General features: G+C 34.1%; 20 protein-coding genes and 1 tRNA gene. 18 read left to right on the top strand and 3 right to left on the bottom strand.

The features are described from left to right. Nucleotides 1-4 precede the first annotated feature (4 nt). The 3 genes from HYG79_RS08555 (at nucleotide 5) to dusB (ending at nucleotide 4,804) form a co-directional block, all read left to right on the top strand. Entirely contained in the window at nucleotides 5-1,231 is a 1,227-nt protein-coding gene (locus HYG79_RS08555; RefSeq protein WP_179241684.1) for a M20/M25/M40 family metallo-hydrolase, read from the top strand. A gap of 107 nt (nucleotides 1,232-1,338) precedes the next feature. After that, the gene (locus HYG79_RS08560) at nucleotides 1,339-3,762 is read left to right on the top strand and encodes a TonB-dependent receptor family protein (RefSeq protein ID WP_179241685.1); all 2,424 of its coding nucleotides are present in this window, start codon (nucleotides 1,339-1,341) and stop codon (nucleotides 3,760-3,762) included. 49 nt (nucleotides 3,763-3,811) lie between these two features. Beyond that, nucleotides 3,812-4,804 (top strand): tRNA dihydrouridine synthase DusB, encoded by a 993-nt coding sequence (gene dusB, locus HYG79_RS08565; RefSeq protein ID WP_179241686.1) that lies wholly within the window; start codon nucleotides 3,812-3,814, stop codon nucleotides 4,802-4,804. A gap of 89 nt (nucleotides 4,805-4,893) precedes the next feature. On the opposite strand, the gene HYG79_RS08570 is transcribed toward dusB, so the two are convergent. After that, a complete protein-coding gene (locus tag HYG79_RS08570) occupies nucleotides 4,894-6,093 on the bottom strand; it encodes an ABC transporter permease (protein WP_179241687.1) in 1,200 nt (399 codons plus the stop codon). Nucleotides 6,094-6,095: 2 nt separating this feature from the next. Further along, on the bottom strand, nucleotides 6,096-6,488 hold the full coding sequence (gene rbfA / locus HYG79_RS08575) for a 30S ribosome-binding factor RbfA (RefSeq protein WP_179241688.1): 393 nt from the start codon (nucleotides 6,486-6,488) through the stop codon (nucleotides 6,096-6,098). Between the two features lie 67 nt (nucleotides 6,489-6,555). Here rbfA and mce point away from each other — a divergent pair, with 67 nt between their 5' ends. The 5 genes from mce (at nucleotide 6,556) to HYG79_RS08600 (ending at nucleotide 10,885) form a co-directional block, all read left to right on the top strand. After that, entirely contained in the window at nucleotides 6,556-6,960 is a 405-nt protein-coding gene (gene mce / locus HYG79_RS08580; RefSeq protein ID WP_179241689.1) for a methylmalonyl-CoA epimerase, read from the top strand. Nucleotides 6,961-7,019: 59 nt separating this feature from the next. Then, nucleotides 7,020-7,093, top strand: a tRNA-Ile gene (locus HYG79_RS08585). Nucleotides 7,094-7,321: 228 nt separating this feature from the next. Then, a complete protein-coding gene (locus tag HYG79_RS08590; RefSeq protein WP_179241690.1) occupies nucleotides 7,322-8,533 on the top strand; it encodes a site-specific integrase in 1,212 nt (403 codons plus the stop codon). Between the two features lie 77 nt (nucleotides 8,534-8,610). Then, complete coding sequence (locus HYG79_RS08595; RefSeq protein WP_179241691.1) at nucleotides 8,611-9,936, top strand: DUF4831 family protein; 1,326 nt, start codon at nucleotides 8,611-8,613, stop codon at nucleotides 9,934-9,936. A 10-nt stretch (nucleotides 9,937-9,946) separates the two neighbouring features. Next, nucleotides 9,947-10,885 carry a serine protease gene (locus HYG79_RS08600; protein WP_179241692.1) on the top strand — a complete coding sequence of 313 codons (939 nt, stop codon included), beginning with the start codon at nucleotides 9,947-9,949 and terminating at the stop codon, nucleotides 10,883-10,885. Nucleotides 10,886-11,096: 211 nt separating this feature from the next. Here the strand turns inward: HYG79_RS08600 and HYG79_RS08605 are convergent, their stop codons facing one another. After that, nucleotides 11,097-11,324, bottom strand: a complete 228-nt coding sequence (locus HYG79_RS08605) for a helix-turn-helix domain-containing protein (RefSeq protein ID WP_179241693.1) — start codon at nucleotides 11,322-11,324, stop codon at nucleotides 11,097-11,099. A gap of 73 nt (nucleotides 11,325-11,397) precedes the next feature. Here HYG79_RS08605 and HYG79_RS08610 point away from each other — a divergent pair, with 73 nt between their 5' ends. The 10 genes from HYG79_RS08610 to HYG79_RS08655 all read left to right on the top strand — a co-directional run bounded on the left by HYG79_RS08610 (nucleotide 11,398) and on the right by HYG79_RS08655 (nucleotide 20,990). Further along, nucleotides 11,398-12,222 (top strand): hypothetical protein, encoded by an 825-nt coding sequence (locus HYG79_RS08610; RefSeq protein WP_179241694.1) that lies wholly within the window; start codon nucleotides 11,398-11,400, stop codon nucleotides 12,220-12,222. Between the two features lie 107 nt (nucleotides 12,223-12,329). Next, nucleotides 12,330-12,674: a hypothetical protein gene (locus HYG79_RS08615; protein ID WP_179241695.1), complete on the top strand. Its 345-nt coding sequence runs from the start codon at nucleotides 12,330-12,332 to the stop codon at nucleotides 12,672-12,674. Between the two features lie 88 nt (nucleotides 12,675-12,762). Further along, on the top strand, nucleotides 12,763-13,461 hold the full coding sequence (locus HYG79_RS08620) for an AAA family ATPase (RefSeq protein WP_179241696.1): 699 nt from the start codon (nucleotides 12,763-12,765) through the stop codon (nucleotides 13,459-13,461). A 71-nt stretch (nucleotides 13,462-13,532) separates the two neighbouring features. Next, entirely contained in the window at nucleotides 13,533-13,781 is a 249-nt protein-coding gene (locus HYG79_RS08625; protein WP_179241697.1) for a hypothetical protein, read from the top strand. 539 nt (nucleotides 13,782-14,320) lie between these two features. Next, on the top strand, nucleotides 14,321-15,814 hold the full coding sequence (locus tag HYG79_RS08630; RefSeq protein ID WP_179241698.1) for a hypothetical protein: 1,494 nt from the start codon (nucleotides 14,321-14,323) through the stop codon (nucleotides 15,812-15,814). An 11-nt stretch (nucleotides 15,815-15,825) separates the two neighbouring features. Further along, nucleotides 15,826-16,488: an NUMOD1 domain-containing DNA-binding protein gene (locus HYG79_RS08635; RefSeq protein ID WP_228027969.1), complete on the top strand. Its 663-nt coding sequence runs from the start codon at nucleotides 15,826-15,828 to the stop codon at nucleotides 16,486-16,488. Nucleotides 16,489-16,581: 93 nt separating this feature from the next. Then, on the top strand, nucleotides 16,582-17,520 hold the full coding sequence (locus tag HYG79_RS08640; protein ID WP_179241699.1) for a hypothetical protein: 939 nt from the start codon (nucleotides 16,582-16,584) through the stop codon (nucleotides 17,518-17,520). Further along, nucleotides 17,510-19,663: a tetratricopeptide repeat protein gene (locus tag HYG79_RS08645; RefSeq protein ID WP_179241700.1), complete on the top strand. Its 2,154-nt coding sequence runs from the start codon at nucleotides 17,510-17,512 to the stop codon at nucleotides 19,661-19,663. Before HYG79_RS08640 ends, HYG79_RS08645 begins: the two co-directional genes overlap by 11 nt. A gap of 440 nt (nucleotides 19,664-20,103) precedes the next feature. Next, nucleotides 20,104-20,535 carry a type II RES/Xre toxin-antitoxin system antitoxin gene (gene parS, locus HYG79_RS08650; RefSeq protein WP_179241701.1) on the top strand — a complete coding sequence of 144 codons (432 nt, stop codon included), beginning with the start codon at nucleotides 20,104-20,106 and terminating at the stop codon, nucleotides 20,533-20,535. Continuing rightward, complete coding sequence (locus tag HYG79_RS08655) at nucleotides 20,532-20,990, top strand: RES family NAD+ phosphorylase (protein WP_179241702.1); 459 nt, start codon at nucleotides 20,532-20,534, stop codon at nucleotides 20,988-20,990. The genes parS and HYG79_RS08655 overlap by 4 nt, the downstream gene beginning before the upstream one ends. Nucleotides 20,991-21,240: the final 250 nt, after the last annotated feature.

Genomic DNA, 21,240 nt, shown 5'->3' on the forward strand with positions numbered 1-21,240 from the left:
GGCTATGCTGCGTAATTTGATGATTTTGGCTATAATTTTTACGGGGTTGTATTCCTGTAAGATGGATAAACCTAAAAAGATTTCTCTAGAGGAAGATATTGCATTTTTGGCCAACGATAGTTTGGCCGGTAGGGAAACGGGCACTCCCGAAGAGCTTATCGCCGCCGAGTATCTGCAAAAAAGGATGCAAGCTATTGGTTTGATGCCCAAGGGAAATGCAGGAACATATTTTCAGACATTTACCTTTACACCAAAGAGCGACCCCCATGCCGAAGTACAATTTGTTACGGGAGATAGCACAATAACAGGCACCAATGTCGTAGGCTACATTGACAACAAAGCGGAAAAAACAGTAATTATAGGTGCGCATTACGACCATTTGGGTATGGGTGGCCAAGGTTCATTGTATACAGAGGGAGCAGCCGTTCACAACGGGGCCGATGATAATGCAAGTGGTGTTGGCATTATGTTGAAACTTGCTGAAAGCCTAAAAGATTCGATCAAGGGAAGCAATTATGTTTTTATTGCGTTTTCGGGCGAAGAAATGGGATTGCTGGGGAGCAATTACTTTTTAAAAAACCCTACGGTCAATTTGGAAAATGCGAATTATATGATCAATCTGGATATGGTAGGTAGACTTCGCGAAGACAAGACTCTCTCAATTAGCGGAGTTGGCACAGCACCTATCTGGAAACAGGTGCTAAATGCTACCAATCCCGGGTTCAAGTTAGTCTTGGGCGAATCGGGCATAGGTCCTAGCGACCACACTTCTTTTTACTTACAGAACATTCCCGCCTTACATTTTTTCACGGGCCAACATGAAGATTACCATAAACCTTCCGATGATTTTGAAAAATTGAATTATGAAGGCATGCGAATGATAGGCGAGTATATTTTGAGTCTCATTGCAGAATTGGATGATGATAAAAAGTTGACCTTTAGAACCACGAAAAATGAAAGCGAGGACGTTCCCCGCTTTAAAGTGGCGTTGGGTGTAATGCCCGATTATCTTTTTGACGGAAAGGGTATGCGTATAGATGGCGTGACCCAAGGTCGGCCGGCCGCTGCTGCCGGTCTTCAAAAAGGGGATATTGTAGTTAAGCTAGGCGATAGTACGGTAGTTGATATGATGAGCTACATGAGGGCACTTTCCAGCTTTGAGGAAGGTAATTCCGCAAAAGTTGTGGTCGATAGAAAAGGAGAGAAAGTATCGGTCGAGGTAGTGTTTTGATGTAGTATAACAATTTCCATATCCTATAACAAGTTGTTTTTTTTGAAAGAATTTTCGTCGTGTAATATGTGATTATTTTCATAGATTTGGTCATTGACCCTAAATTAATGAGACCAAACTATTTTGCAGGCATATTTTTTCTACTCTTGCCTTTGCTATTGTTTTCACAAACCCATAAAATTTCAGGTTTCGTAAAAAGCAATAAGTCATCCCCTCTGCCTTTTGCCAATGTTTTTTTACTGAATATACCGGACTCATCGTTGGTCAAAGGGAGCTCTGCGGATGAAAACGGGTATTTTGTTTTTACCGATATCCCTAAAGGTATCTACTTGGTCAAGGCAGGCTATTTTGGTTCAGAGACCGTACCTATCGCCATAGATGTTTCAAAAGATGTAAGTATAGGTGCTTTGATAATGGAAAAAACCGGGGAAACCTTGGACGAGGTCACCGTTGTCGCAAAACAGCCCACTTTGGAGCGAAAACCTGATCGAATCGTATTTAATGTTGAAAACACGGCCGTATCCCAAAGCAGTTCTTGGGATATTATCAGAAATACACCAGGAGTCATTAATGCTCAAAATGGTTTACAGATCAGGGGGCAAGAAGCCACGATTTATCTTAACGATAGAAAAATACAGTTGACATCAGATGAAGTACAATCTTTTTTGGAAGGGCTTTCGGGCGAAAACATAAAATCAATAGAAGTCATCCCCAACCCTCCTGCACGATACGAGGCAGAGGGCGGTCCCATTTTGAACATTACCACCTCAAAAAATATAACGCCCGGTTATAAAGGGAGTGTAAACGGAAATTATGCCCAAGCTATTTTTCCAAAATATAGTTTTGGCACCAGCCATTACTATAAAACGGAAAAGTTGAGCCTTTTCGGAAATTATACCATAAACCCCCGAAAAGATTTTCAGAATACCAATAGCGATATTTTTTTCATTGATGCCAACAACACCAATTTTGCCTTTTGGGAAACAGACTTGGAAAAAACGACTAGATCTTTGGCTCAAAACGCCAATGTTATCGTGGATTATAGGATAGATGATAAAAATAATTTAAATTTTACGTCATACCTTGGGTTCTCACCGAACAAACGAACCAGTAATACCGTAGCTACCGAAATGCGTAATGCGTCGCGACAAATAGATTCTACGTTGGCTACAACGAGCAGTATCGTGAACGACAATCTCAACTTGGGCTTAGATGCCACTTATGAGCACAGGTTCAAAAAAGAAGGCAGCCAATTGATCGTTAACGTTCATTACACAAAATACACCGATGACGGCGAACAAACAGTTGCCAGTAGATACTCAAATGCTGTAGGTAATTCACTGAGCAGTCTCGATTTTTCAACGGTCTCAGACCAGGAAATCGATATTTTTACGGGCCAATTGGATGTTGTATCACCACTTGGTAAAGCTTCGTTGGAAACCGGGGCAAAAATTTCCAGCATCACTTCGTTGAACACCTATGATTTTTTTGATATCGAGGGCAATCAATCTATATTGAACACGTCGTTATCCGATAATTTTGAATATAATGAACAGGTTTATGCCGGTTACGTAAGCCTTTTGCGAAATTGGGACAAATGGGCTGTGAAAGTAGGGTTGCGTGGAGAACAAACCGATGTTAAAGGCGTGTCCTTGGCTTTGAACACGATCAACAACCAAAACTATTTTGAGCTTTTCCCCTCTTTTTATCTGTTACACAATGTTGATGATGAGAGCAGTTTTTCCTTTGATTATAGCCGTAAATTAAAAAGACCAAATTATCAAGACTTAAATCCGTTTCGGCTTTTCCTGAACGAAAACGACTTCAATGAAGGTAACCCTGACTTACGCCCCAATTTTAGTCACAATTTTAACTTGAACTACGCTTTGAAAAGCACATACTTTTTTGATTTTTATTATCGGGATAACGGTGAGTACATCAGCACCTTGAGTTTTCAGGACAACGAATCACAAACGTTGAAACAAGTACAGCAAAATGTAGATGAGAGCATATCCTATGGCTTGGATTTTACGGTAAGTACTTCTGTTTCAAAAATATGGTACTTATATGCCTATACTTCTTTGTTTTATGAATCGGAAACCTTTTTGGCGTTGGAGAGCAATGACCAACTGGTAAAAAACGAAGTGGAAGGCGTGTATGTTTCCCTGAACAATTATATTACATTATCCAAAGATGGTACGTTCAACGGCGAAATCAACCTAAATTACCTATCTACCTTCATAGCTGGCTCTTATGTACAGTCAGACCCGTCAACGGTTCTCAATATAGGCCTAAAAAAATCGTTGTGGAACAAAAGAGCGGTCGTTTCTTTAACAGCGGAAGATTTACTGGGCCGGGCAAACCCTAGGTATACCTCTAGATATTTGAACCAAGATAATTCGTATAGACCTGTCCCTGAGACACAATTTGTACGATTAGGGTTCAAATATAATTTTGGAAACTTTAAACTTGGCGACAATGAAAGAGCGTTTGAAAAAAAGGAACGCGACCGACTCAAAAGCGACGATTGAGCTAAATGTATAAGGTTTTGATTATTTTAGCAATCTAAAACAAAGCCCTTTGCCCAAAATAGGAGACATACAACTACCCGATTTTCCACTATTGTTGGCACCCATGGAAGATGTGAGTGACCCACCTTTTCGTGCATTATGCAAGGAGCAGGGAGCTGATGTGGTATATACCGAATTCATCTCTTCCGAAGGGCTCATACGCGATGCTGCCAAAAGCGTTATGAAGTTGGATATTTACGAGAAAGAACGCCCGGTAGGCATTCAAATTTTTGGGGCAAATTTAGACTCTATGCTTCAATCTGTAGAGATAGTCGAGAAATCCAATCCGGATATCATCGATATCAATTTTGGCTGTCCCGTAAAAAAAGTAGTGTCCAAAGGTGCTGGTGCGGGAATTCTAAAAGACATTGATTTGATGGTTTCCCTGACGGAAGCTATGGTAAAGCATACCAAACTGCCCATCACGGTAAAAACACGTTTGGGTTGGGACGATGATTCGATAAAAATCGTTGAGGTCGCAGAACGCTTGCAGGATGTAGGTATAAAATCAATCGCCATACACGGCCGTACACGCGCACAAATGTACAAGGGCAATGCCAACTGGAAACCCATAGCCGAGGTAAAAAACAACCCGCGTATGCATATTCCCGTATTTGGCAATGGTGATGTAAATACCCCGGAAGCCGCTATGAAAATGCGTGACGAATATGGTTTGGACGGCGCCATGATAGGCCGTGCCAGTATTGGTTACCCATGGTTTTTTAAAGAAGTAAAGCACTACTTTGAAACAGGTACGCATATGGCACCGCCCACAATTACCGAACGTGTGGATGCGGCTCGCAGACATTTACAAATGGCCATAGATTGGAAAGGCGAAAAACTAGGGGTGTTTGAAACGCGCAGGCACTATACCAATTATTTTAAGGGCATACCCAATTTTAAGGAATATCGAATGAAAATGGTGACCAGTGATGCCGCTACCGATGTTTTTAACGCTTTTGATGAGGTATTGGAAAAGTTTGGGGACTATCAATTCGCTTAAAGGGCATGATTTTAATATGAAAAATGTAATATTGCTATATTACGATAACACTATTTAAAAACAAGCAAAAGACCCTTCTGAAAAAACGATTACATTGAAATCAATTTTTTGGTAATTCTACTACTGGCAATTTTCGAGGCAATTACGCCCAATACCAATATGGTGGCCAAAACAATAAGAACATTAATAAATTGATACTCTACGGGATAGGCCAAAGAAGGTGTTATTTTCAACCAACTGAACATTAATTGTGACCATATCAACAAAGACCCGATAAGCACCCCGATACAACCGCCGATACCAGTGACCAAAATGCCTTGTACGAAATAGATGCGCCTTAACTCTTTGATCGTTGTGCCTAGACTGTACAGTGTTTTGGAATTCTGCTGTTTATCCAGTATCATCATGATGATGGCTCCAACAACATTAAAAAGGGCGATGATCAAAACCAAGGTAAAAATGAGATATGTGGCCAGGTTCTCGGTATTCAACATACGATAAAATGTACTATTCAGCTCTTTTCGGGTTTTTAAAACAATTGTATCGCCTAGGATTTTCCTGATTTTCATTTTGGTAGATGCCAAATCCATCTTTGGCCGTAACCTAAAATTTATGCCGGAAACCTGAGTGGTATCTTTTTCCAACAAGGATTGCACGAGGTTTAAATCTGCAAACACATACTTTTTGTCCAAACCTTCCTCTATGCTGTATATACCGCTAACGACCAATGATACTTGATTGTAAGGCTTGGTCTGTTGAGAGATAGATGAGGTGCCCGATTTGGGTACCAGTACCGCTAATGGGCTCCTAAAGTTATTCGTTGTGAGCCCCAAGGGATTTGAAATCCCGATACCTACGACACTTCTGCTTTCGTCAAGTTTCCACTCCCCTATGTAAATGGTACTGTCCACACCAGTGGCAATATTATAGTTGGCATCGACCCCTTTAATATACGCACCCTGATTTTTTTGCTTATGGTTCAAATATACTTTTTCTTCGATTTCTTTTGAATATGAAGCGATATCGTTGATTTCGGAGAGTGCTTCTTCATTCTCCGGACTCACGGAAAAGAACTTTCCCGTCGCGGGGATCGCTTTTAAGTCGGGATCAAAAATATTGCTGAAAGAAAGGCTAAAGGTTTTTAGCCCCGCAAAACCCGAGAGCACTATAAAAAGCGCTGCAGAACCGATTACAATAACTAAAAAAGTGATAAAATTGATAATGTTTACAGCGTTTTGACTGCTTTTGGAACGTACATATCGCTTTGCGATGTAGAACGGGAAGTTCAATATTAGATTTTTTTCCTTTTTTCCAATAGATCCCGGTTTTCGATAGGGTTTTCAGTTCTCTTTAGGGATTTCTCGATACCGTCTATATATTCCAAAGAGTCATCTATGTAAAAAGAAAGCTCTGGCATTCTACGCAGCTGGTTCTTGGTGCGTTGCGCCAATTCATGCTTGATCAAGGGCTGGTTTGAACGCATGCCCTCCAAGAGTTCATCGGCATTTTTATGCGGGAATATGCTCACATAAATTTTAGCGATGGATAAATCTGTCGTGACCGAAACTTTGGATACCGATATTAAAGTCCCTTTAAGTCCACCATCCACGGCGGCACGTTGTAAAATGTCGGCCAGATCTTTTTGGATTACCCCAGCGATTTTTCGTTGTCTTTGCGTTTCCATGGTACAAAAATACGGAGTATTAACGTATCTTCGAGATATTACATGACATACTCTAATAAAATCAAGCATGCACAAGGTAGAACATATCGGAATAGCGGTGAGGAATTTGGAGGCATCCAACCTACTTTTTGAAAAATTGTTGGGTAGCCCATCCTATAAAATTGAGGAAGTAGCCACTGAAGGGGTACGGACCTCTTTTTTTGCATCCGGGCCAAATAAAATTGAATTGTTGGAAGCTACACATGAAAACAGCCCTATTCAAAAATTCTTGGATAAAAAGGGCGAAGGGGTACATCATATCGCTTTTGCCGTAGATGATATACGTGCGGAGATAAAACGACTCAAGGCCGAGGGTTTTACCGTTTTGAACGAGGCGCCCAAAAAAGGGGCCGATAATAAATTAGTGGCTTTTTTACACCCTAAAAGTACAAATGGGGTGTTGGTAGAATTATGTCAAGAAATTAAGGAATAGCCTTAACAATAGGTTGCAAGCTTTAAAAATAAATAGTAATATTGCATCCGCAATTTATAGGTCCTATAGCTCAGCTGGTTAGAGCACCTGACTCATAATCAGGGGGTCCATGGTTCGAGCCCATGTGGGACCACAATTTAGAAAATCCAATCTATTTGTTTAGGTTGGATTTTTTTGGTTTTGGCCAATAGATTTAGAAGATAGGAGTGTTTTTTTGTTTTTACAACACTTCCAAATACATCCAAACTTATCGATATAATGAAATAAAAAGGCTACTAAAAAGGTTCCCATCATAGAATCCAAGGTTCCCATTTTTAAAACTGAATTGTATGCCAATTGTTTAACTTAAAATCAATTGGTAATGAGTCAACAAAAATTAAAAATTCGCTTTGTTATCATCAAAGCTAAGATTAACAAAAAAGGAAAATGCCCTCTTTCCTGTAGACTTACCTTAAATGGTAAAAGAAAGGTTTTTGCAACAGGTGAATTTGTCAGCCCAAATAATTGGGATGCTAAACTTCAATCAAAAGTAAATTCTTCAGATAGTACTGAAATTAATAGTCAGTTAGAGATAATATCTTCTAAAATTAGAAAAACATATCTATCACTACAGTTAGATGGTAAGAAGTTTACTGTGGATGACATATTTCAAAAATCTTTTGGAAATTCTACAAAGATCGATAAGCTAGTTGTTGGCTATTTTAAGGAATATTTATATAAACTTGACAAGCTGATAGGAAAAGACTTAGAATTAGCTACATGGAAAAAATATAATTATTCATGTAGGCAGCTGGAACAATTCGTCAAATGGAAATATAAAAAAAATGATTATCCAATGGATAATTTAAAACTACAGTTTTTACTGGATTTTGAGTACTATTTAAAAACAGAATTGAATCAAGTACAAGCAACTATCAATAAGACCATTCAAAGGGTAAGAAAACCTATTAAGATAGCTTTAATTGAAGGATATTTAAAAAATGACCCCTTTGTAGCATTTAAACCAAAAAAGGTTGTAAAGGAGGTTGTTTTCTTATCAAATGAAGAGTTGTCTGTATTAGAAAATCATAAATTTACCCAGATAAGATTGGAATTGGTAAGAGATCTTTTCGTTTTTTGTTGTTACACCGGACTTGCATATGGTGAAATGTCCAGTTTAAGGAAGGAGCACATCATCAAAGGATTTGATGGAAATAAGTGGATACAAATGAAGAGGCGAAAGACGGGTAAACTAATTTCTATTCCCATATTGCCAAAAGCAGAAAGTGTTTTTTTAAAATATAGAAATAGCAAAGCCGATTTGATATTTCCTAAACTTAGCAATCAGAAGATAAATTCTTATTTAAAAGAAATAGCTGATATTGTTGGTATTGAAAAGAGAGTTACGCACCATACTGCGAGGAAGACTTTTGCTTCTACAGTACTTCTTTATAATGATGTTTCTATGGAAACAGTTAGCGAATTGTTGGGTCATTCTAGCATTAAAACAACACAGGATTATTATGGTAAAGTCGTACTCAAAAAGGTTAGTAAAGAAATGATATTATTGAATAAAAAATTATCAAAAGGTTAATACATTCTTTTATTTTTTATATTTTAACAGAATAACCTTACAAAAAAGATATTTGCAACCAAACAACCAACTATTTTATGAAGCTATTTATAGTATTTTTCGTCATTGGAAATTTCCTATGTTTTGGTCAAAGAATCCAAATTCAAAATGTCTCATCTCAGAACAAAGTGGACAATTTCGGTATTTTTTACTGTCTGCCAAAAACAACTATCCAACTAGAGTTTGAAATCATTAAAGAGTCTTTCTTACCACCAGAAAACCTTAGTTTATGTAACAAGCTTTTTGGTGACTGTCAGACATATTTTGGAAATAAAAATGTTCCATATAAGAAGTCTAGTAAAATTATAATTCAAGATTTGAAAGTAAAAACGGATGCAATAGTTGACTCAGAACATATTTATAGAGTTAATCCTAGCAAAAAGTGGAACAAAAACAAATCTGTTTCTTTTACACTTAATGAAAATGGGTTAATTAAGGGTGCGTCTATATCTAATATTGATAAATCTTTTGATATAATTACATCAGCAATATCTTCATTTGCAGGTTTGGGCAAATCCAATTTATTCAACAACGACATCGCAGTTAATCAACAGTTAACAGAATCAGAAATTATTTTAAGAAACAGAATAAAGAGATTAATAGGCAGTAAGTATCAGTTAATAACTTCTGAAAATTTCTCCGGAGACAAAGAAACCTTACAATTTAAGTTGAATGAAATAGATAAAATATTATTAAAGATTCTAGAAGGTGTTATTGGCACTAAACAAGTCGAAACACAAAAATTAAGGTTCACTATTCTAAATCCTGATATTGAAAGGGATTATACTCTATTCACAGTTTACAATTCTGAAAATAATACAGGGATTAATATACAAACGGATTTTAAGGACCAAAATTTTCTAAAACCAAATTTTAGAAATTCAAATTCTCTTGGTTCAAACAAAAAATTTGAAATATCAATCAAACCTAATGGAAAGTCAATGGGAGAAATATTGAAATCTAAAATGAACTCAACCAATAATCTTAATGGAATGGTTTATAGAATTCCTGGCTCTGTCAATTTGAAAGCTTATTATGGTAAAGTAAGTCTTAAACCTGGTGAAAATGAAAAAATCGAAGTGTTCAAAGAAAATTATCTTATTTCACAAGTTGGAGCAGTAGCTTATTTACCATATAGGATGGATTCCGCATCTCTAGAATTATATGAGGAATTGGGTTGGTTGAAAAGTGTAAGTGTTTCTTCTAGTGCTATTACCTCTGAACAAGTCGGTAATTTGGCACAAACAATAAAGGATGCAAAAAAAGCAATAGATGGTGAAACGGAAGTTGAAGAATTAACAAAAAAAATTGAGTTGTTAAAGTTGAGAAAAGAATATTCAGAACTCCTTAATTCTAAAGAATAGCTTATCCAAAATGAAAAGGATTAATTGGGTTTCAGAGCTATTTTTGATATTTTTCTTTATTGTAGCTTTCTTTTTTGTAATTAAAAAATGTTCAGAAGATAAGCCAATTGACTCTTCAAAAAAAAATGTTCCTTTTGATATTGACTATACTACGGGCGAGAATCAATCTACCTGGGAAATTATTGGAGGAGAGCAAGCTAAGTTAGATGAAATACCTTGGCAAGTAGCATTTTTTATCAAAAACAAACCACCAAATGAAACTAATTTTTGTGGCGGTAGTATAGTTCATAAAGGTTGGATTATAACTTCAGCTCATTGTTTCAAAAAAATGTACAATGATACTTTGAGAGTCAAAAAATTTAGCAACGTTCAGGTTTACTCCGGCTCAATAAATCTCGAGGGGAATGGCGTGAAATCGGATATTGAAGACATAATCTTTCATCCTGATTTTGATGCAACTAGATTAATTAACGATATAGCTCTTATAAAATTAAAAAAACCTCTTGAGCTGAATAGTAAGAATCAATCATCTATCCCAATTATTAACGAAGATAAATATTTTAATCTTGTAAGAACTAATGCTATGGCTACAGCGTCGGGGTGGGGAATAATTGATGAGAAAAATACATTTCCTAAGATTTTGATGAAGGCTAGTGTTCCGATTGTTGACTTTATAACATGTAAAGAAAACTATTATTTGATCAACAGATTAGTTTCTAAAGACATGATATGTGCAGGTTACAATGATGGAGGTATTGATTCATGTGAAGGAGATAGCGGAGGACCTCTATTTATAGAGGATAGTTTAGGGAATAAATTTTTATTTGGAGTAACAAGTTGGGGAGAAGGTTGTGCTGAGCCGGGATATTATGGTGTATATTCAAATATTATGGAACACATTGATTTCATTAATGAAAATTGTCCAGAATGTTTAAACTATAGTTTATGATTTTTAATCGACATTTTCTAGATAGATTATTATAGTAGTGCGCTTTCTTAATTTAAGTCCGATTAATAAATGATAAAATTAGTATGAGCTGAACCACATTTTTGTAATAAATATTTTGTGAAACCAAAAAGAGGTTAAATTGAGTTGGAAGCTCAATTCTATACTCTAATACTATAAGATTAAATACCCTTATTGTTCCTTAAATCTTAGCCTAGAGTAAGTCAAAAAGTTCAGTGATTTTAATTTTTAAAACCGAGGCAATGGAGTTTGCATTTACAATTGAGGTATTTATTATGCCTCGCTCTATTCTACTTATCTGGGAGATTTCAATATCCAATTCATTAGCAAGTTCTTCTTGGGTATAACCCTTCTCTTTTCTGAGTTTTCTAAGGTTTTTTCCAAAAGCAATTAAAAAGGCTTTATCGTCTAAATATTCCACTTAATAAAATTCGTGGAGCGAACTATTTATCATATAGGCATATTTGCCTATTTTTAAAATTTAAATTATTAAAATGAAATACATACAGCTTGTAACACTTTTGATTTGTTTCAGTTCTTGCAATAAAAAGTTGGATAAAACAGATATAGATTCCGTTCTTAAATACGGCGAACAACATATTTTGAATAGAAACTTTGATAGTCTATTAACGTTAACAGAGGATTATAGAATTTTAAATTCAATAGATATTGAAGACAAAATATCCATTCTAGTTGAAAAATCCAGAATAGAGACAAAATTTGAAAGGTTGGAACTTTTACTAAATAATGCAAATGAGAGCAAATTCTTGAAATCACAGATAAAGGAAGATGTCAAATATTTTAGTACGGGAACCCTTAGACTTCAGAATGCAGAGTACTTTTTTCAAATAGATAAGGAATACTATAAGTTTACTTTCAATCTTGATAAATCTGATGGCCAATATTACCTAGGGTCGTTTAGAATAAATAATTTATCTAAAGAATGCAAACAACATACTTTTGTTCCAAGTACCAATATATCTATTCAGCATGAAGGTTCATATTGGTCAAGGAGCTCAAGAAATACATTTAAAGATTATTCTCTAAGATTAAAGAACATTTCTGATTTAGACTATTCAAAATTTGAATATAGACTTATCATTAAAGATAACAAGGGAAAGCAATTTTTCAATAGAGTGTTTGATTACAAAGGGGATATAGGTGTTGATGAGATAATTGATATAAGAGTTTCTTCTTTAGAGAATTATAAAACTAATTTTTTTATAGACAATAAGAATTTCTTTAGCGAATTTCAAATTATCTCAGTTACAACCAAATCAAATCCCAAAAGTTGTTTAGCAATAAAATCACTTCAATAGGTTCCATTTTTTCAGCTTCTTCTACAGATAACCTACAAAACAGCCCATACCTTTTTATGGTTGGGGTTGGCTCCCCATGTCAAATAATAACACAAAACAAAAAACTCATGGTAAAAATTATTGATTTTAAAAGTAGAGAAAATGAGCAAGGGAAAAAATTCTTTGCATTAATTGTGCGTGGTGGTGTAGAACCACTAAAAAGTAAGGAAACAGGAAAACTATATTTTACCTCAAAGACGGCATCAGTTCCTTCAACGTTTGATGAGGAAACCTGTAAAGAACTAATAGGAACTTCATTTGAAGGTTCTGTAAAGAGAGTTTCATGTAAACCTTACGAGTTCACAATTGAGGATACGCAGGAAATTATTGAACTTGATTATAGGTTTGAATATGTAAATGAAGCTTTGGAATTGATTGAAGAAAGAGCAATTTCATCAGAAGAGGTTTATTAAGAAATTTTAAAAGCAAAAATTTAAGAGAGCTATCACTGGCTCTCTTTTTTTATTACCTCTTATATTAATAAACAATATATGATATAACATGAATATAAAAACAGCAGAGAAAACAAACATAAAACTAAGGATAGGTATTAGCGGAGCATCCGGATATGGAAAAACCCTTAGTTCACTTCTACTAGCCAATGGGCTTACTAAGGATTGGTCAAAAATTGTGATAATTGATACAGAAAATGGTAGTTCAAACTTATATGCCCATTTAGGCTCTTACAGGGTTTTATCCATAACCGCTCCATATACCCCAGAGAAGTATATAAGAGCTATTAAAACCTGTGAAAATGAGGATGTGCATGTAATAATTATAGACTCTATCTCTCACGAGTGGAAAGGTTTGGGTGGTTGTTTGGATATACATTCAAAAATAGGAGGCAGATTTCAGGATTGGGGAAAGGTAACTCCCAGGCATCAAGCCTTCATTAATAGTATAATAGAGTCAAGATGTCATGTAATATCAACAATAAGAAGGAAAATCGAATATGTATTAGAAAATGACGATAAAGGAAAATTAAAAGTGGTAAAGCATGGAACTAAAGAGGAGACTAGAAATGGATTCGAGTATGAAATGACCTTGAATTTTGAACTTATGGATGAAAATCACTTTGCTAGGGTCACTAAAGATAGAACAGGCATATTCAATCAAAATTTTAAGTTCATTATAAACACCAAAACTGGTGAAAAATTGGCTAATTGGTGTATGCCAAACAAAGCCGATACAAATCAATAGGTATTTTAACTAAAAAACGTAAAGAATCTATTGAAATGATATTTAATAATCATTAATAATATATAGCGTTCATGAGAAAAAAGGAATATGTTGAACTTTTAAAATACTCATCGCCGAATAGTATTTGGATTGTAGACCATATGGGTCATCTGAAACTTCTTAATTGCCCCTTTCTTGTCATTTCTAAATATGAAATTGGCGAACTAAAAAAAGGTGATGAGTTTAGTGTTAGTAAAGTTAGGCTATCAGAAGATTTAAAGGTTGTATATATAATAGAAAATAATCCTTTTTACTACTATCATTTTGAAATTACGATATAAAAAGCAGAGTTTTATGCTGTATTTTGATAACCAACTTTTGAGACGGTTTTTACTCTTTAAACAAAAACCACTGAAAATGATTTGAGCTCAATAATTTAATCACTGCACTATATGCAAAATGTGTGTTTTCATTAACTATGCTGTTAATGTGTATAGTGCATATTATACTTTAGCAAAACTCGTAACTATCTGATTATTATGAAAATAAAGTCTAAAAAACTTGCGTATTTCAAATATTATTTTTATTTTTAATAAATCAATATGGTTTGTACCATAGATTAAGTTAAAATAATAGAAACCAAGGTAATATACAACAGATAAAATAAATTAAACAACAGGTTAAAAACAACGAGTTCTTAATCTTTAAAAATTCAAGCCATGCTCTAAATAAGAGACATGGTTTTTTTTGTTTTAAGATGAACAATTCAAAAAAACAGTGTGTAAATGTTATTTGTTTGACCATCAAAAAAAGTTTTAAAAATAAAAGCTTCAGACCCATTATCTGAGCAAGAAACTAACATTTTTTCGTTAGTAAAATAATGTATGAACGAATTGAAAAAAATTCAAATGAAGAAGACAGAATGAATGAAAGAAAAGAAAGGAGGTTGGAATCTCTGAATTCTAACTTATCAATTAAATCCAACCCAACTACTATCAATTATGTTACTGGAAATAAAAGTTACATTAAAACTAGTAAAGAGCCTTATTTTACTGGGGAATACACCTATGCTAATGACTATTCTAAATGGAAAAGCAATGACACTTTTCCGATATTTTTATCAGATGCTACAAGTATTGCGATTCCCAAAAAAGTGAAAAGAAATATTGAAAGGTTGCCATTAAAATTACTTAAAAAGATAGATGACAACAAAACAGTTGCTATAGAAAAATGTTTAATTATTATCTCTAATTTGACTTCAACCTTGTTTTTAGATGACAATGAATATTGGAAAAGTTTATCATCAAAAAAATTAGACAAACAAGTTAAGAAGGGACATGATAATACTTATGTATACAAAAAAGTAATTAATGCTTTAAAATATTCTACAAATACCACAGTTCCTATTATTGAGGTTCTGAAAAATTACCATGGCACAGACACCTACGAAAACGGCGTAATCTGTAAGCAATACAGACTAACCTCTGAATATCAAAACAAAAATATAGTTAGGTACAGCTTAAAAACAACAGAATGTATTGATAAAAGGAGGAATTATGTTTACAGCAAACTAGCAAAAGTATTTGAAAACCCCATTGGCAAAAATTTAATTTCAGTTTATGCAAATATTACCCTCCCAACTGTAGGACAAATACTTATCAAAGGTAAATTACTAGCCAAAAAAAAATATAGAAACAAAAAAGGTAAACTACTTACATGCCTAAATAGTAAAGCCAAGGATTATTATTCAGATAGTTTAAATAGAACCTTTGTTGAAGAAAATATTAAACAGTTTAACTACTTAACATCAGGTGGATATATGATTCCTATCGTTGGTAATTCCAGTTCGGGAGGAAGAGTTGTTGATAGTTTTAATTTAATGCCTTCATGGATAAGAAAAATGTGTAAGATTGATGGTGAAGAAATTGTAGAATTAGACTATTCAGCATTACATCCAAATATTGCAATATCAATTTTTAAGGGTGAACAAAGATATTTAACTCATAGTCAATTGGCAGAAGTGTTAGGGGTTGATGAAGCCATTGTAAAAACTGAGCATTTATCCTTTTTTAATAAACATCCAAAACATATGATTCAAAGTGATTTGTTTCATTATTATCAGAACAATGAGCCGCAAATGCTTAAACTTCTTATAGAAGACAAGAATAAAAGCGATTATAAGAATACCTCTAGATTATTTTTTGAGAAAGAAGTGGACATTATGACTTCTTGTATTAAGGTTATTAATAGTATGCACATATACGTACTATACGTTTACGATGCATTATACTGTAAGAAAAGTGATGAAAAAATAGTAAGGGATGTCATGAACAAAGTCATAATTGAAAATAATGTATTTACTCAGGTTAAGTAATAATGAAAGTGATGATGAAGGAAGAAGTGTTTAAAATTTATAAAGCAGAAAATTTAGAAAACGGATTGGTTTATATAGGAGCTACTACAAAAGAGATTGAAGAGCGCATGTATGACCATATATATAAATCCAAAACCTGTACAGGAAGCTACTTTCAAGAAGCAATCGGAATCTGTGGTCCTGATACTTTCTCTTGGGAGCAAATAGATACAGCCAACGACATAAATGAGCTAGCGAATAAGGAGAAAGATTACATTATTAAATACAATTCATTTTATAATGGATATAATTCAGATTCTGGTGGGGGAATCCAAAAAACAGTTTATCAATACAGTATGGGAGAAGGGCTTTTAATTAACCAATATGATTGTTTAGAAAGTGCGGGCAATGCGGTTAACGTATCCAAGAAGTCAATAGCGAATGTTTGCTTAGGCTATAATAAGACTTGTAAGGGTTTTTATTGGAGTTATAAGTTTGCAGAACCATTTACAATAGAAAAAGATTTAAGAAGAAAAGATGTTGTCAAATTTGATTTACAAGGAAATCAAATAAGCACTTTTGAATCTGTGGCTGAAGCATCACGACAAACAGGAGTTTCAAAAACTTGTATAGCAAGATGTTGCAGGGGGGAAAGAAAATGCAGTGGAGGATTTCTATGGGAATATAGAACCTAAATAAATTTGATAAACGAGAGGTTTAGAAACTGCTCTTTTTTAATGTAAGATTTATCTTTACAAAACAAAAGGCAAAGTAATTCAATATTTGAAATGAATGAATCGGACAAAGAGATTAGCTATATTTTAGGAAAGTTAAATCATCTAGAATATAAGGAGATAGTACCAGCCTTATTAAAAAAGGGGTTTAATAGACAAAAAGCTATTGATTTATTAGAATTTCTTGAAAAAAACAATCTTGTAGAGCTAAATTATAGTGATAAGATAAAATTAATTTATATTAACGAATACAAGGAAAAAATCAAGTTAAAGGACTTTTCAATTAAAGCTAAAATAACACCTAAAGGGAAAACTTTTATAAAAGAAAATACCTCTTTTTGGAATAAAGTTTTAGGTGAATGGAAAATGTATTTATTTTTTGGTCTGCCGACAGCCCTAATTTTATTTTCTCTCAAAAGCGGACTCTTCTTTCCGTTTAATAGTGAGGATTCTGATTCTATTGATTTCACAGTTTTTGTACATGGTCCAAATGGACATGATGACCTTATTTTACGTAATCAAGGAAAAGTTTATCTAGACCTTAAAACTGACAGGAGAGAAGCATCTATTAACGAAAAAGGGGAAGCGACATTTAAGCAAGTCCCATCGAGTGTTACCGGAAGAGCTGTAAAAATCAATATAGAACATCCTGAACCCTACAGACCTGTATCTCTTGATAGTCTATACAGAATCAGCAATGGGGCAGCTATTTATCTTCAAGTCAAGCTATATAATATAGGAAATATATATGGCAATGTTCTCGATTCGAGAACTAATAAAGGTGTAGATAGTGTTAGGGTTAGTGTTAGAGATGCTTATACATTTACCGATATATATGGATACTACAAACTTGAAATACCATCAAACTATCAGAAAAAATATCAAAATATTAGGTTTGAAAAGAATGGTTATGATATAGTTCAAAAAAACAATATTCCAATTCACACAAAACAGTCTGTGGATGTGTTAATTAAAAAATCAAATGTTGAATAGAATTTTACTTTTAGTTTTTTTTTCCTTTTTTTCCTGCTCATACGCTCAAAAAAGCAATGAAATATTTGGTTATGTAGTAATTCAAAATAGTAAAACTAATACTGGGAATTTAGAGTACGTACCTAATGTATCGATTTCTTCTAATAATGGATATTTCAAACCCCAATTGACGGACTCTAATGGATATTTCAAGCTAATTTTTTCAAACGATTACGATAGAACCAAAGTAAAGCTTCAAATTGAAAAGGAAGGTTATGAAGTAGTCAATTTGAAAGAGTTGGAAGCATCATCTATTATCGGTAACAAAGAATCAATAAAAATTGTCCTTTGTAAGCAATCTGAATTAGAAAGAAATAGATTGATTTATTATGGCCTGGCTAAAGAATTTATTTCTATAGCAAGACATAGAAAAATTTACAAGGAGGGAATTTACAGGAAACAATTAGTGTTAGATTCTTTAAATTCATCTCTTTATCTGAATGAAAATCTACTTCAAAAAGTTTTCAATATTGATATTACCGCACAAAAATTAGCTAAGGAATGGGCTAATCAAAATTTAGATGACAAATCTTCAGAATATAAGAAAGCATTTGGGTTAATTAAAAAAGGGCTATTTCAAGAAGCTATAAGAATATTAGACGAAATCGATTTTAAAAATCGTTTAAAAATAAATCAACAATTTATTGATTCTGAGAACAGAAGAATCAAAAGTTCAGTTGACAAAATTATATTAAGTAAAAAACGTCAAAGGAGCGATATAAAACAACTTGTTGAAAGAGGAGAATTAAAGATGTTGAACCATGATTTATATGGAGCAATAGCAGATTTAGAGTTAGCACTAACGTATGATGATACAAATTTAGAATTGATTCTTTCACTTGCCTTCGCCTATCAAGAAAATAATAATAAAAATTGCTTGAATTTATATCACAAAGTTTATAAACTAACGAATGACATGTTTACTAAGACGGTTGTAAGTCATAACGTGGGTGTATTTCACTTGAGCAGAGGAGCACTAACTTTGGCTTACCCATACCTGCTTAAAGCTGAAAAAGAGAGAGAGAAACTTTATTTAAATGGAAGAGCTAAGAGTAATTACTTAGAAACTTTAGTAGCACTTGCTAGACTATATTATCTAGACCCCGATATAAGCGCTATAGAAGCCCAAACACCCTTATTAAAATTAATAGCTATTATTGACTCAGAAAAAAACCCTTCTAAACATCGGATAGAATTATTAACTCAAGCAGAAATTGAATTTGCCAATCTTTGTTTGATGCGCGGTGATTTAATCAATGCAGAAAAGTCATATAATAAGGTTGATTCAATGTTAAAAAACAACATGAATTCTATAGTTAGGGCGGTGGCTTCATTTAGAATAGCCTCATATGAACTAAGAATTATAAAAGATACGGTTAAAGCTCGTTATAGACTTGAAAAGTCCATAATTGAATATGAAGAGTCGGTTGATGGAATATATAATCTTTATGATAATCCTATTAAAACCGAAACTGAGATTGGCTATATTAATGAAACACTCTCAAACATGTACGTTCTTTTGGCCAATTGTTATCGAGAAACTAAACAAAAAAATCTAGTAAATTTATGTTACTCAAGAGCTGCTTTGTTAAGTTTATACATAAACGATAAAAATAAAAAAACGTTACGCTTACTTTTAAATTTTATTCCTATTATGCTTGAGGTAAACTCCCATTATTTGAGCGAAGGCGACAAAGAAAACTCAGAGTACAATCTTAAGCAAATGTTTCTCGTATTAAACAAATTGAAGAAAGATAATTTTTTGTTGGATTTGAACTATTTGTATATAAATGTAAAATTAGCGGATTATTTTACAGCGGCAAATGAGTTTGAAAAGGCTATGAAACTATTAGATAATAATATTAAAATTATAGAAAAATATTTCAACAAGAATCCAGACAAATTCGGTTTTGATTATATTTTGAGCGCCATAGACTATGGAACCACGTATTTGAAATTAAATAATAAAACAGAATATCAAAAGAGCACTTCTCTCCTAACGCTAAAGAAATCAAAAAAACATTTAAAATATTGTGAGTTTGAAAATAAATACATTTCAGATTTGAAACAAAACGTAGACATATTAATTAAAGAAATAAAATAAGGCATGTAATTCGGATACCTTTTAAACTTTGAGGTTAATAAATAGTTGGGAATGAAAGTTTTGCGGTCCATGGTTCGAGCCCATGTGGGACCACCACTGTTTATAATGCCACTTCTTATTGGGAGTGGCTTTTTCTTTTCCGAGGAGGCTAAGCGAGAGGCTAGCCCAGAATATTTCGACGGCGCTCAATATAGGCTTAGTTGAAGGCATCCCAGCTACATATTAATGTTTAAGGGTTCAAATTTTAAGGCCTTTTTTATGCGAATGCCACTCACAAGCAAATGGCCAATGTTATTTTCAATCGGATTTTTATGTTCACATCTTATACTGTCCTGCGATGTAATTTTTGGGGTGTATGATACTTATCCTTTACAGCTATTGGACAAAAGGCAAAATTATACCGACAAATTTCGTATATTTGTGATGCAATTCATTTAGATATGAAAAGAACAACTTCAAGAATCGCCAATGGCGAGTTCAATGATTGGGACGATGAGTCCCAAAAATTCGATATGATAAAACTTGTCCGAGAGGGAATAGCATATGACGACTTTCTTAAGTTTTTCCGAAATGAACCGTTTACCGACAAGGAATGGGCCAATTATTTGGGCATATCTTCCAGAACACTTGACCGCTACCGGAATGGGCGCAAAAACTTTCCTGCAAAACAGTCGGAACGTATTATTGAGATAAAGCGTCTACTTAACTATGGGGAATCGGTTTTTGAAGATTACGATAATTTTATGGAATGGTTGGAGACCAAGAATATCCCCATGGGTGGTATCGTTCCCAAAAACCTTCTTGACACTACATTGGGCATCAATATGGTACAGGATCAATTAGGCCGAATAGAACAGGGCATCCTTGCATGAAGTTATACCGGCTCTCCAAAGAAAAATACAAGGACGACCTTTCCGGTAAGGGGGCAGAACGTTATGGAGGCCGTTGGAATACTAAGGGTATGAGAATGGTCTATACCTCAGACTCGCGGGCACTTGCCAAATTGGAAGTGGCCGTACACGTTTCTCTGAACCGCTTGCCCCGAAACTATTACATGGTCACCATCAATATTCCCGATAGGTTGATAAGTACCTATGAAAGTTCAATGCTCAAAGGCAAGAATTGGAAGAACAATCCCCCTATCAAGTTTACCCAATCTGAAGGGGATGGGTTTCTAAGAAACAAAGAGGGTTTGGCCCTAAGGGTCCCTTCCGCTGTTGTACAAGGGGACTATAATATTTTGATAAACCCGGAACATCCGGACATTAAAAAGACATCCGTGCTACAAGTAGAAAAGTTTGATTTTGACATAAGGTTATTTAAGTAATTTTATTTTCGAAAAAGAACCCTATCGCAGGCACTTGTAAAAGCCGATAATGCTTTAAGGTATTGTAAAATAAGCTTTGGCCCTTTTACAAAACCGGCTTTTGTAAAGAGCGTTGCTTTTAACCAAACTTGAGTACGTTCAACAACAATTCGGAAATATATACAAGGCGTATATTTTAAATATTGACATTAAAAGATTACAAATATTACGGTAATTTCTTATATTGTACAACCTCATTTTTTACAATCAA

Source organism: Costertonia aggregata (genome assembly GCF_013402795.1).
Classification (GTDB): Bacteria; Bacteroidota; Bacteroidia; order Flavobacteriales; family Flavobacteriaceae; genus Costertonia; species Costertonia aggregata.